Source organism: Methanobrevibacter sp. (assembly GCF_045539575.1).
GTDB lineage: Archaea > Methanobacteriota > Methanobacteria > Methanobacteriales > Methanobacteriaceae > Methanocatella.
In genome coordinates this window covers 17,963-31,307 of record NZ_JAZQFM010000014.1, presented here as the reverse complement: position 1 = coordinate 31,307, position 13,345 = coordinate 17,963, and the positions used below count along the sequence as shown (strand labels likewise).

Sequence of the window (13,345 nt, the reverse complement as noted above, 5' to 3'; positions counted from 1 at the left end):
ATCTAATCTCCACTTAAAATCTGCCAGATTCTCCATACTGATTTCCTGTTCATTTTTGATATTGCCCTTTGTGTCGGAATCTTCATAGGACATACATCCTCGCAAGCCAAAGTCTTTAGACAATGAGGATAAAAATTGTCCTTGTATTTCTTTTTGATTGATTTTGAATGGTCCCTGTCGCTTTCCTGTGAAATCAGTTTGGATGCTGAAACGGCAACCTGTGTTCCTACAAAATCATCAAAGCCATAGTTCGGACATGCCTCCGTGCAGCATCCGCACATTAGACACATTGACATCTCATAATCAAATTTCAAATCATCACCGACTCTTGCATCGCTTTCAAGCCATTGTTCACAGTCAATCATAACATCATGCAAAATGGACCTGTCAACCTTCAAGTCTTTAACAAGTGGGAACTTTGATAAAGGCTCAATTGTAATTATTCCATACTCCTTAACCATTATTTCTTCATTTACAAAGGTTTTGCATGCAAGTTTTGGCTGGGAATTTATTACCATTGCGCATGCTCCGCAAAGTCCCTGAAGGCAGCTGCAGGAATATTCTATAGGATAGTCAAGTCTTTCAAGGAGTGTTGTCACAGGGATATTCAAATCGCCGTCATAGTCAAACAGCTGATATTTCCCATCGATTTTAATTTTAACCTTAATGCTCATTTTCCCACCAACTATCTGAAGGCAACATTAATCTCACCGTCATAGGTCACACATGTTGTCATTTTAAATTCTTCACTTGTCTGAGGATAGTCTGTTCTTTGATGGGCTCCTCTGCTTTCCTTTCTCATTAATGCTGAAATTACACATGCTTTTGCAAGCAATATTAATGATTCCAGCTTGATATGATCATAATAGCTATCGGCATTTACTTTCAGTTCATCCAGTTTCGCCAATGCCTCTTTTAAATCCTCTTCATTTCTATATATTCCCATGCATTGCGCCATTATTCCGGCCAGCTCATCTTCAACATCTGCTGATTTTCCACTTTTTGCAAACTTATTGAATGCTTCAATTTCATCGCCAATCTGATTCATATAATCATCATTTGAATCCATTATGGCATTTTCGGCTGCAATCCACCCTCCATGAACGGCACCCAAGAGGGAATTTCCGCCAAGTCTATTTGCTCCATGATACTGCACTGAACATTCTCCTGCGGCATATAAACCCTGAATGTTGGTTTTGTGATTTTCATCTGTTTTTATGCCTCCCATGAAAAAGTGCACACCAGGATAGACAGGAATTGCATCTGAAGTCGGATCAAGATTAAGGTAATTTGTGCATATTTCATAAACCTCATCCAATTTGGTTTTAATAATACTCTCCTCCAAATGGCTTATGTCAAGATAAACATGATTTTTACCTGCCTCTGAAGCTTTATATATGCTTCTTGACACCACATCCCTTGGCATCAGCTCGGCAAGTTCCGGATACCATTCCTTCATGAAATACCATTTCTCGCCATCACGAATAGTGTATAGCTTTCCCCCTTCACCACGGGCGGCTTCGGTTATCAGCATTCTCTTGACCGGAGTATTTACAGTGGTCGGATGATACTGTATCATTTCAAGGTTAGCCAGTTCTACACCCTGCATGAAAAGCCTTGCTGTTGCAACACCGTCATTATGGATGGAACCTGAGGTTTTTCCGAACAGCTTATTCAAGCCGCCGGTAGCAATAATGACACTGTCAGATATGAATTCCATGATTTCTGAAGTGTCTTCATTAATGCAGATTGCACCTAAACATTTTCCATTCTTTATAATTAATGATAGGAATCTCCAGCCGATAACTCTGGTGATACTGCCTGCAGCTTCATTTTTCCTGCATTCATTTATCAGTGCAGTAACTATTTGCTTTCCGGTTCTTGCACCTGCATAGGCGGTTCGTTTTTTCTTTTGACCTCCAAAGTATCTTTGGTCAATTTTGCCTTCACCGTCTCTTGTAAATGTCGTTCCTATACTGGAAAGCCAATTAATGATTTGTGGAGCATCGTCTGTAAGCCTTTTCACCGCTTTAACGTCATTTATCCCACATCCCCCATTCATGGTGTCTGCGAAATGTTCCTCTACAGAATCGTTTTTGCTTAATGCGGCGTTTATTCCTCCCATAGCCATTACTGATTGTGAGCGCTCCGAGTAATCCGGAGAAATGAGAGTGACATGAGAGCCCAATTCACTTGCCTTGATTGCTGCGGTCATACCTGCTATCCCAGCTCCAACAACAATTATCTCACTCATAATATTCCTCCAATGTAAAATATTGCCTCCGCCATGAAAATAATAATCAATAAAACTAAAATAAACATGTTAATTTTGCTTTTGGCATTTGCATAATCATTTTTGCCTTCTAAAAATCCAAATGAAATCATAAGTCTTGGAATTGACACTCTCAAATGAAGTGCAATTGAAACAATCAACAGATTATCTACAATAATATGGCTTAAAGTCCTGAAAATGTCTGCATTATCGCTTACACTGCCTAATGAATAATTAACAATATGGAGTGCAGCAAATATTATGATGCAAATACCTGTTATCAGCTGCTGATTTGTTTCCTTTATCAGATTTGAGTACCTTTTTGATTTTGTTTTTTCCTTAAGGTAAAGATATAGGCTGATTATTATATGCAAAACAAGAGGATAGAACAGTCGTCTTCCGGTGATCTTGAAATCCGGCATATAACCTATAATGCCTAAAAAATATAAAGTGGCCAGCAATGCATGATAGACCAGCATCAGGATTAGAATGACTATTAATATGCTATTTATTTTTCTAAGTGAAATCATATTATCTAGAGGTATGACTTGAAGAAGTCCTCGAATTCCTCATCGCTCATAGGTTCGGGAGTTGATATGTTTTCATTAGCCATAATGCTTGAAGCAAGCTTAATGTATTCTTGAGTTTCTTCACTTTCAGGGTATTTTTCTACAACGGTTTTTGCATCTAATTCAGCATCTTGAATTAAATTACTCCTATGAATTGTACCAACTACATGTGTTCCTATCTTTTTTGCAAAGTCATTGACAATCTGCTCTTCATTGTCGACATTTCTGCAGTTGCACACGATACCGCTCAAGTTACCCTTAAGCTTTTTAACACCACGAACGATATTGTTTGCAGCGTAAAGTGACATGTATTCGCCTGATGTAACAATCAACACTTCATCAGCGTATTTTTCACGTAAAGGCACTGAAAAACCACCACATACTACATCGCCCAAAACGTCATATACGACAACATCCAAATCATCATCGAATATTCCTATCTTTTCAAGCCTTTTCATTGCAACAATAACACCACGGCCTGCACATCCTACACCAGGTTCCGGCCCTCCGCTTTCAACACATTGAATGCCCTTGAAACCTGTGAAAACCAAATCCTCTTTTTCAGGTGACCTGTTATCCTTTAGTGTATTTACAACTGTAGGAATTCTTTTACCATATAAAGTACGTGTGGTATCCGCTTTTGGGTCACAGCCGATAACCAGACAGTTCAAATCGTCACTACCCCATACTGCAGTCAGGTTAGCCACTGTAGTACTTTTTCCAATTCCACCTTTTCCATAAATAGCTATTTTTTTAATCATTTAATTCTCTCGTATTTTTAATTCTCAAAAGTGAAGATGTTATTGCACATATAGTTATAATTATAGTCAATACTAATGTTATGTTTTTAGAATTTATTAACATTGCGACAATAGGAAACGCATAAAACATGTATGCTACAAAAGTTCCGAATCTGTCGTATTTCAATGCACCTTTGCCTGAAGTGACAAAAAACTCGATTAATTTCAAAATGATAACCAATAAAAACCATGCAGGTGCCAAATCAATCCAGACAACTGCAAATGTTGAAAATATGATGAATAAAAAATCACAGATAACATCGATTTTAGACCCGTTATCAACAATCAGACCATATTTTTTGGCTAAGTATCCATCCATAATATCGCTGAGGATAGCTAAAGCGAATATGATTATCAGCCAAGCAATGTTATAATCCAAAATTACTGCAATTAAAAAGAAAAATCCAAACAGTATTCTTGAAACGGATAATGCATTAACAATACTTCTGTTCACGATATTACCTCAAGAAAAAAATAATTGATTGAAGTTTTTGATATTAATTAAACTGATTCCCTCTCAATCAATTTATAAACAAAATCGTTTTTTCGAACCTTTGTTGGAATCAAAATGGCCACATTGGAATTTTTACTGACATTTTCCACAGATTCTCCCTCGATTTGCATAGAATCAATAGTATGTGTGATTGAGCCTGTAGTCTGGCCCTGAATGATGATTTTATCGCCTATTTTCAAGTCATCCCAAATCCTCAGCTCAGCGGCACCGACCTTATTGTAATAGTTGACAACCTGACCGATGTCCTTTTTAATGTATTTTGCCTGGTTGTCCTCACTTACCTCAAAAGGAGTGTTAAAGTAAAAGTTAGTGTCAAATCCTCTGTTGAATACACTTGTCAGCTCATCCATCCATTCATCCCTGACATTATAGTTTAGAGGATCCCTCTCATAATCATCAATGGCCTCACGATAGATTCCGGTTACCATTGCACCATAATCAGGGCTTCTGGCTCTTCCTTCAATCTTGAATGATGCAACGCCGCTTTTCATCAACTCTGGAATGTATTCAATCATGCACATGTCTTTTGGTGAGAAGAAGTTGGTTCTATAGCTTACATCATCACTTCCGGTAACGATGAATGTTTCATCCTCCACTTCAGAGAAATTGACAACATTATCATCACCTTCCTCATATGTCAGTGTCCAGTTCTTGCGGCAAGGCTGCAGGCAGTCCCCGCAGTTTGCACTTCTCCCATATAATCCGTAACTCAAAAAGCATCTTCCTGAAATTGCCATGCATATTGCACCGTGAACGAATATTTCAGTTTCAATCGGCGATTTCCGAGTAATATCAGTTATTTCAGCAAGGGAGAGCTCACGAGAGAGAATTGCCCGTTTTGCACCCAGCTTTTTAAGAGTTTTAAGAGTATAAGAATTAGTTACGTTTTCCTGAACGCTAATGTGCGCCTCAAGACCATGTGAAACGGTATCCTCTATCAAACCGATATCCGATAGAATCAGTCCATCTATTTCAGATGATGATATTTTTTCCAAATTTGACTCCAGCTCACAAGCCAGCTTTTCATTTAAAATAATATTGGTGCATAAATAAGTTTTAGCTCCATATTCACCGGCTGTCTTAGACACCTGACTTAAGTCATCCAAGGAAAAATTCTTAGCATTGGCCCTCATGTTATAATCATCAAGGCCAAAGTAAACAGCATCGGCACCATTTTCCAAAACTGCTCGAAGTGAAATGAAATTTCCGGCAGGAGCTAATAATTCAACCATGATTATCTAAGGTTTATAATAGGTTTCAGCTTCAAGACCTTCTGGAATTTCAGTAGGATAATCTTCATTCAGACAGCCTAAGCATAACTTATCCTCATCCATTCCAATAGCTTTAACCAAAGCCGGAAGGGTAATGTAACCTAAAGAATCAATGTCAAGCTGCTCTTGGATTTCTTCAACAGAATAATTTGCTGCAATCAGTTCCTTTTTGGTTGCCATTGCCACACCGTAATAACATGGAGCAACTACAGGAGGACATCCCACTAAAAAGTGGATTTCAGCAGGTTCTGATTCTTTTACAAGGTCCAGCAATTGTTTGGAGGTGGTTCCTCTTACAATACTGTCATCAATCAAAATAATCTTTTTGCCTTTAATGGCTTCCTTAATAGGATTCAATTTTAGCCTGACTGCAAGTTCCCTTTCTTCCTGAGTCGGCATGATGAATGTTCTTCCAACATATCTGTTTTTGATTAAACCTTCACCATATGGAATTCCTGATGCTCTGGAATATCCGATAGCTGCAGGAATTGATGAATCCGGAACAGGAATTACAACATCAGCGTCAATAGGATATAACTCATACAGCTGACGGCCAATATTCATCCTGGTTTCATAAACGTTAATACCATCAATTGTACTGTCAGGTCTTGCAAAGTAAACATATTCAAACATGCAATGTGAAAGCTTGCATTTTCCTGCACTTTCTAACATGTGGGAGTTGATTTCATCGTTTTCAAAGTAAACGACTTCACCTGGAACAATATCTCTTATAAATTCAGCATTAATAACATCAAAAGCAACAGTTTCAGAGGCTAAAATAAATTCGTCATCTCTTTTTGCAACGGCAAGCGGTTTAATTCCCATAGGGTCTCTTACACCATACAATTCACCGTCAACAAGAATTGTCAATGCATATGATCCGACAAGTTTTTTACATACAGCTTCAATAGCTTCAATGACACTCTTTTTGTTGTCATAGTGCTCTTTTTTAAGCATGTAACAGATTACTTCAGAATCACTGTCTGATTTGAAATAGAATCCGTCATCAATAAGCTCTTTTTTTAACTCATCAGAGTTGACAATGTCACCATTGTGAGCCATTGCAATAAATCCGTCACCAAAATCAGTTACAAACGGTTGTGAATTTTCCAGTTTTGACTGGCCGGTGGTGGAATATCTTACATGACCTATGGCCATACTGCCCTTGAGACTGTGGATTATATCATCTTTAAATACGTCAGTGATTAAACCCATTCCGCAGTAGTGATTAAGACCATTTTCTGGATTAAAAGTAGCAATACCTGCTGATTCTTGACCTCTGTGCTGTAAAGCATACAAACAATAATAAACAAAAGATGCGACATCCTTGGATTCATCATTACAATGAATTCCAACAATACCACACTTATCTTCCATTTCACCTTGCATTTATTAAACTCCCTATAAAATAGTATAATAATAATTATCTAAAAACTAGTATAAAATAATAATTGTTTTTAATATGTTCAATCCCAGAAATTTTCAAATGTGTTGTTCATATCATAATCCTGTCTAACTTCAGGAATTTCCTCTTCTTTATGTTCATTCAATTCTTTTTTCAAGTCTTCAGCATTATCATCTACAAATATCAAAGCGGTTCTGACAATATTCAGCCATTCAACAGCTTTTGATTTGGATTCTGCCGCAATATAGTTTTGACCGACAATGATGTTTTCAGGCCTGAACTTGTTTGTTGCGATTACTATTCTATCCTCATCAGACAAATCCTGCCTGAATGTTTCCTGCCAAAGCTCTTCAAGATTAAAAATTTCTAAAATATCTTTGGAATATATGTCCTCATAACGTAATTTAAAGTCTGAAAAATCAGATTTTACCTCATCAAGATCCTCTATCAGTTCCCTGTTTTGCTGAGATAATACTTCACTTTCTTTTATTAGCTTATTGTAATCATCAAGCAAATTATTGTAATTATGAGTTACTTTCATCAGTTTGTTTTCCAAAGTGTGGATGTTAATTAAATTTAAAGAATAAGACAATGTTGATTTTATTATTGAATTTAGAATCTCCTTTTCAGCCAATCTGAAATCTACGGATTCATCATCAACAATAATATTATTGTAATCAAATAACCCAATATGATTAAAATCAGTTTTCAATTCATTAAAAAGAATGTTGTATGTTTCATCCTGACCATAGCCACCGATCAGTAAAATGTCCGCACCGCCGGCTACCTTTTTAACGATGCTTATTTCATTGGTCGGGATTATGGATGAAACAATAATGTTATAATCCCTTTCAAGTTGAATATTATTGACAGCTTTTGAAACAAGCTGTGCAATATTCAAATCCTGTACTATTATTCTAACATCTATTTTTGATTCGTGATTTTCATTTTCCATGAAAATTACCTAAATTTTATTAATTTTTTCATGCCATTTCCAGGCGGACTCAACAATCTGTTCAAGGTCATATTGAGGGGTCCAGCCTAGCTTTTCATGAATTTTGGTTGAATCAGCTATCAAAACAGCAGGGTCTCCTTCACGACGTTCATCGATTTTAACTTCAAAATCACGTCCGGTAACCTTTTTACACATGTCAATTACTTCACGTACGGAATAACCTTCCCCATTACCTAAATTGAAAATGTTTGATTCATTTTCATTGCATAAGTATTCATATGCCTTAATATGTGCATCTGCAAGGTCATTTACGTGAATATAATCACGGATACATGTTCCATCAGGAGTGTCGTAATCATCTCCGAAGATGGAAATGCTGTCCCTTTTTCCGATAGCAGCATCCAATACTAAAGGAATCAAATGAGTTTCAGGGTCATGCAATTCCCCAATTTCACAATCAAAATCACAACCTGCCGCATTAAAATATCTTAGAGATACATAATTGAAATCACCTTTTTCAGCTTCCCTTTCAAGAGCCTTTTCAGTGATGAATTTGGAGTGTCCGTAAGGATTGATTGGTTTTAATTCACTGTCTTCTGTTATTGGTATCTGTTTAGGATTTCCATATACTGCAGCGGTTGATGATAAAATGAATTTATCTACACCGAATTCCCTCATAATCTTTAAAAGATTTAGAGTGTTTTTATAATTGTTTTTAAAGTATTTTTGAGGCATTTGTACTGATTCTGCCACTGATGAAAAAGCAGCAAAATGGATAACACCATCAATGTCATAGTTTTTAAAGACTTCTCTTAAATCGCCACTACCGAAGTCGCAATCTTCAAAAAATCCCCATTTTACAAAGTTTTCATAACCTTTGCACAGATTGTCCACTACAACAGTGTCATAACCTGCAGCATGTAGGGCCTTATTTGTATGTGATCCTATGTAACCTGCTCCACCAGTAACTAAAATCATGTTAACACCTTAGATAAATTTACCTAATTTGAGTAATGCTTTTGGAGATACTTTAATTAATTTCTGTACGATTTCAGTTGTTGAGATTTTATCAAAGCTTTCTCCTTCAAATGCGTGTGCAATACTGTTGAGTTCATCATCGGATAAAGTTAATAAGTATTCTTGCACTTTTTTATACCTTTTGATTTCATGGTCTAAAGCTTCGTGAGCCATTTTGTCATATTGTTTTAGGAATTTTTTAGAGCAGTCCTCTTTGATAGCTTGAGCAGCCACTTGACCTGCGCACATTCCACCGGTCATACCGGAAATGATTCCTCCACCGGTCAATGGGTTTACTTGTCCTGCTGCGTCCCCTACAACCATTATGTTATCAGCATAAAGTTTTTTGGTCATTCCACCGACAGGGTCACCACCGACATTCATTTCAACAGCCTGAGCGTTTTGTGTGTATGGACATTTAGCAATGAAGTCGTCTAAGTATTCTTTTGCGGTTTTTTCGGCTTTGTGAGGTAATATTGCTAAACCGACGTTTGCAATGTCATCACCTTTAGGGAAAATCCATACGTAACCACCAGGTGCACATGAACCTAAGTAGAATTCAATGATTCCAGGTTTTTCAAATTCGACATTACACATTTCGTATTGTACACCTGATTCCATTTCTTTTGCTTTTGCAGCTGGTCTTAAACCTGCCCATCTTGCAACGTGACCTTCAGGACCGTCTGCAGCGATTAGGATTTTACATTTGTAATCAATTTTTTCGCCCATGCATTCGGTTTCGACAATGTAACCGTTGTCTATTTTTTCAACGCCTGTAACTAATGTTTTGATTCTGATTTCCGCACCAGCTCTAGCAGCGTCCATTGCCATATGCTTATCGAATACTTTTCTTTCTAAGATGTATCCTGCTTCAGGCAATTTTACTTCGTCTTCGGTTAACCATACGTCAGTTCCGTCAGGGGTTTGGATTCTTACACCTTCGATTTTTTGGGTAACCCAACGAGGGGATGGTTCGATTCCTAATTTTTCTAACCCTTCAATTGAAACTCCTTCTGCACATCTTTTTGGAGAACCAATTTCAGATTTTTTATCCATTAAAATAACTTTTGCTCCACCTAATGCAGCGTGTTTTGCTGCGCTAGAACCTGCAGGTCCTGATCCCACTACAATTACATCAGTTTCAATCATATAATCATTCCTCTTTTTCTAAAGCGTCAATTGGACATGCTTTTATGCATGTATCACAATCTTTACAGTCATCATCATCGAACACTAAAGCGTATTCTCTTACTTGTATTAAATTTCTTGGACAAACTCCGGCACATTCTCCGCAGAATGAGCACCAATCTTTAACAATCATAAAATATCTCCTTTAATATAAACAATTTATGTTATTTTAAGTTAGATTTTTATTATATTTAAAAGTTTAGTTAAAAAACAGTAATTAAATGAATAAAAAAAGAAAATAAAAAGTTTAAAAGTATTATTTAACCAATAATACTGGGACGTTAGAGTTCCTCAACAATCTTTCTGAAACGGAACCTATTTGAGTATCTGAAACGTCATTTTCCTCAAAAGATACGAATCTATTATTGTTAGCCCCATGAGCATGAATAACAACCAAATCAGCACGTGTCTGGGCAACAATGAAGCTCATATCCCTTAACGGATCTGCAGTAAGTAGGTGTTCTGTAACCTCAACACCAACTTCACCTGCCTTTTTGGTGATTTTTCCTAAAATCGCATCACCGGAATCCTCTTCGGAATCATAGCTGTTGAATGAAAATTCCTCCAGAACATGAACTGCGGCAATTTTGGATGAAAATTTCTGAGCTATTTCAATTGCAACATCAGCAGCCTTGAAAGAATATTCTGAGCCGTCAACGGGAACCATTATTACGTCAAACATTCAGCAGTCCCCTTTAAGGTAGTCGGCATGACAGAAATCAATGAAGTTGTCAACTATTTCATTGATGTTATCGCTGTCGTCTATGATTTTACCGTCATCCATAAAGATTGCCCTGTTGGACAGTTCCTTAATGAAGTCAGTGTTATGTGAAATCATTACAACGGTAATTCCGTATGTTTTTGAAATCTTTTTGAGGGAGTTTGTTACATCCCTTAATGTTACAGGGTCCAAATCACCGAACGGTTCATCCAATAGAAGGAATTTAGGTCTTGAGACTAAAATCAGTGCAAGCATTACACGTACCTTCTGACCACCGGACAGTTCATATGATTTTCTGTAAAGGATATCCAAATCAAGGTCAAGACTTTCAAATATATCAGCGACAGCTTCTTTAGTTGCGGTTTCAGGGAATCTTGGGAATAAATCATTCAAGATTTCAGCATCCAAACCGACCTGTTCCAAACGACGTTTAGCTTCCGCTTCTGGCAAGTCAGTGAGCTGATAGAATGAATCCAATAATTCTTCACCAATACCAAGTCTTTCAGCTCTTTTTTGTGCTTCCTTAACAATATTCTGATTTTTATAACCTAATCTGGTTGCAAGCTGGCTTAAAACTGTTGCATAATGGGTTAGAGCAAATTCCTGATGCATGAATCCTAATTTTGAACGGATTTTCATACGGCTCATTCCAGGAATTTCAATATCTCTCCATTCGCCGTCGGCATAATAGAGCACATCCCCATCATCTGGATGGTCAAGCCCTCCAAGCATTCTTAAAAGAACTGTTTTACCTGCACCACTAGGTCCGATAATGCTTAAGATATTTTCATTTTGAACTTTGAAGTTGATATCTTCCATCTGAAGAACTTCCCCACCGGTCAGGAGATAAAACCTTTTTCTTACATCCTTAACGTCAATTAAGTCCTCATCGGTTGCGATGTTTTCAATGTCCACAACAGGCTCCATGTCCGCCATGAACTTATCACAGATTTCATCAGCATTTCCCTCATCGGCAATTTCACCATCTTCAAGTAAAATCACCCTATCCGCCAGGTATTTTTGGACATCAGGCAAGTGAGAAACAAGAATAACAGTAATATTTAACTCATCATTGATTTTTTTAACAGCATCTAAAATTTCCTGTTTAGTTTTAGGACATGCCATGGTAGCAGGTTCATCAAGAAGTAAGGCTTTAGGTCTTTTTGCAAGCTGACGAGCCATAATAAGTCTTTGCTTTTCACCACCACTTAAGACTGACGCATAATGGTCTGCCTTGTGGGTGAGTGAAACCAGTTCCAGAAGCTCATCGGCCTCATCACCGAATTCACTTTCAGCAAGTTGAAAATTAGTGTCTCCCTCATCAAAGTATTCCCTGGCATATAACTTTCTCAATACGTTTTCACGTACTGTGTCAGGCCATAAACCGAAAGACCTTTGAAGATGGATTGCAGTTTCCTTTTTAAGATTATTATAATAAAATTGAGAAGAGTCCTCTGTAACAGTAACTTCTCCAACAGTGATGCTTCCCGCATCAATGTGTTCAACTCCTCTTAAAGCCCTTAAAAGTGTAGTCTTACCGGAACCACTTTTTCCCATGATTCCTAAAATTTCACCTTCTTTTACTTCAAAACTGACATCTTTAAGTGCAGTAATTTTAGTTCCGCCATCTAATTCATAATCTTTACTTACGTTTTCTACTTTTATCATTCTCGATGCCCCTATTATAATAATACAATTATATTCATGAAACTATTTATATTTTATATTGACATATTTAAAAACAAGTGATAAAAATGGCAAATGAAAGTAAAATTCAAGAATATTTAGATGCATTAGAACAGGAAAAAATAATGATTGAAACTCATTTTGCAAATATGGAACGCCTTTTAATGGACAATCCCAAATTAGATCAGCAAAGAGCATTCGGACTACTGTCTAACTTTAACACCTTAAATATTCAATATGAGCAGTTATGCAATGACATGATCACATTTATCAAAATATTTAAAGGAAACGATGAGCAGGAAATTAGACTCTACAAAACTGAAGAGCTGATAGAGTTATTAGAAAAGGCTGTTGGCCAAATCTAACTGTCAAAATAAATTGAAACACTATCTGTACCGTTTGTAGTTGAATTTTCAGCTACAACTTTACCATTTCTTAAAAGTTGAATGGAAAGTTCACCTTCACCACTATATTTTTGAGCATTTATCTCAACATCATCCCATGCAGCACAATCCAGTGAAAATGATTTTGAACCTGAACCTGATTTAGAAACAAGATAATCAGGATTACCCATTTCGGCATACCAGTTACCGTCGCCTTTGACAATAGCTTTGAATGGATAAGTAGATGACTGATGGTGACTTCCATCATCGTAAATAACATTTAGTGTATCGTTATGAGAAGGTTGTGAATTATTAAACGCAAAAGAGAACAATAATAATGCAATAACAATTATACCCAAAACAATCACAATTTTTCTAGCTATGCCCACATTCCACCTGCCAGGTTTATTTTCTTTAGTTACCCTAGCACTATTTTTTTCAGAAAGGAGGTAGGCACAGTTATCACAATATACAGATGAGGATGCATTTTCGTATCCGCATCTTGGACATTTAACCATAACTTTAATTCCTTTTATATTCTTTATAAAGACTTTTAAAAATACT

General features: G+C 36.8%; 15 protein-coding genes. 1 reads left to right on the top strand and 14 read right to left on the bottom strand.

Annotated features, from left to right (window positions below; all coding sequences use genetic code 11):
- Positions 1-2 precede the first annotated feature (2 nt).
- The 13 genes from ACKI30_RS01760 to ACKI30_RS01700 form a co-directional block, all read right to left on the bottom strand.
- Positions 3-674: a 2Fe-2S iron-sulfur cluster-binding protein gene (locus ACKI30_RS01760; RefSeq protein WP_407409363.1), complete on the bottom strand. Its 672-nt coding sequence runs from the start codon at positions 672-674 to the stop codon at positions 3-5.
- Between the two features lie 11 nt (positions 675-685).
- A complete protein-coding gene (locus tag ACKI30_RS01755; protein WP_407409361.1) occupies positions 686-2,254 on the bottom strand; it encodes an L-aspartate oxidase in 1,569 nt (522 codons plus the stop codon).
- On the bottom strand, positions 2,251-2,694 hold the full coding sequence (locus ACKI30_RS01750; protein ID WP_407409359.1) for a hypothetical protein: 444 nt from the start codon (positions 2,692-2,694) through the stop codon (positions 2,251-2,253). Before ACKI30_RS01750 ends, ACKI30_RS01755 begins: the two co-directional genes overlap by 4 nt.
- A gap of 113 nt (positions 2,695-2,807) precedes the next feature.
- Entirely contained in the window at positions 2,808-3,602 is a 795-nt protein-coding gene (cfbC, locus tag ACKI30_RS01745) for a Ni-sirohydrochlorin a,c-diamide reductive cyclase ATP-dependent reductase subunit (RefSeq protein ID WP_292739988.1), read from the bottom strand.
- The gene (locus ACKI30_RS01740) at positions 3,595-4,095 is read right to left on the bottom strand and encodes a CDP-alcohol phosphatidyltransferase family protein (RefSeq protein ID WP_407409357.1); all 501 of its coding nucleotides are present in this window, start codon (positions 4,093-4,095) and stop codon (positions 3,595-3,597) included. Before ACKI30_RS01740 ends, cfbC begins: the two co-directional genes overlap by 8 nt.
- A 47-nt stretch (positions 4,096-4,142) precedes the next feature.
- Complete coding sequence (locus ACKI30_RS01735; protein ID WP_407409355.1) at positions 4,143-5,387, bottom strand: peptidase U32 family protein; 1,245 nt, start codon at positions 5,385-5,387, stop codon at positions 4,143-4,145.
- A 6-nt stretch (positions 5,388-5,393) separates the two neighbouring features.
- Positions 5,394-6,815, bottom strand: coding sequence for an amidophosphoribosyltransferase (purF, locus tag ACKI30_RS01730; RefSeq protein ID WP_407409354.1), 1,422 nt, complete (start codon positions 6,813-6,815; stop codon positions 5,394-5,396).
- Between the two features lie 77 nt (positions 6,816-6,892).
- Positions 6,893-7,786 carry a hypothetical protein gene (locus ACKI30_RS01725; RefSeq protein ID WP_407409352.1) on the bottom strand — a complete coding sequence of 298 codons (894 nt, stop codon included), beginning with the start codon at positions 7,784-7,786 and terminating at the stop codon, positions 6,893-6,895.
- A 9-nt stretch (positions 7,787-7,795) separates the two neighbouring features.
- Entirely contained in the window at positions 7,796-8,764 is a 969-nt protein-coding gene (gene galE, locus ACKI30_RS01720; RefSeq protein ID WP_407409350.1) for a UDP-glucose 4-epimerase GalE, read from the bottom strand.
- Between the two features lie 9 nt (positions 8,765-8,773).
- On the bottom strand, positions 8,774-9,952 hold the full coding sequence (locus ACKI30_RS01715; RefSeq protein WP_407409348.1) for an NAD(P)/FAD-dependent oxidoreductase: 1,179 nt from the start codon (positions 9,950-9,952) through the stop codon (positions 8,774-8,776).
- A gap of 4 nt (positions 9,953-9,956) precedes the next feature.
- Positions 9,957-10,124 carry a 4Fe-4S binding protein gene (locus ACKI30_RS01710; protein WP_407409347.1) on the bottom strand — a complete coding sequence of 56 codons (168 nt, stop codon included), beginning with the start codon at positions 10,122-10,124 and terminating at the stop codon, positions 9,957-9,959.
- 123 nt (positions 10,125-10,247) lie between these two features.
- Positions 10,248-10,673, bottom strand: coding sequence for a universal stress protein (locus tag ACKI30_RS01705; protein WP_407409345.1), 426 nt, complete (start codon positions 10,671-10,673; stop codon positions 10,248-10,250).
- Positions 10,674-12,380 carry an ATP-binding cassette domain-containing protein gene (locus ACKI30_RS01700; RefSeq protein ID WP_407409343.1) on the bottom strand — a complete coding sequence of 569 codons (1,707 nt, stop codon included), beginning with the start codon at positions 12,378-12,380 and terminating at the stop codon, positions 10,674-10,676.
- Positions 12,381-12,466: 86 nt separating this feature from the next.
- Here ACKI30_RS01700 and ACKI30_RS01695 point away from each other — a divergent pair, with 86 nt between their 5' ends.
- The gene (locus tag ACKI30_RS01695; protein ID WP_407409341.1) at positions 12,467-12,763 is read left to right on the top strand and encodes a hypothetical protein; all 297 of its coding nucleotides are present in this window, start codon (positions 12,467-12,469) and stop codon (positions 12,761-12,763) included.
- Here the strand turns inward: ACKI30_RS01695 and ACKI30_RS01690 are convergent.
- Positions 12,760-13,299, bottom strand: coding sequence for a zinc ribbon domain-containing protein (locus tag ACKI30_RS01690; protein WP_407409339.1), 540 nt, complete (start codon positions 13,297-13,299; stop codon positions 12,760-12,762). The two genes, ACKI30_RS01695 and ACKI30_RS01690, sit on opposite strands and share 4 nt — an antisense overlap.
- Between the last annotated feature and the right edge of the window lie 46 nt (positions 13,300-13,345).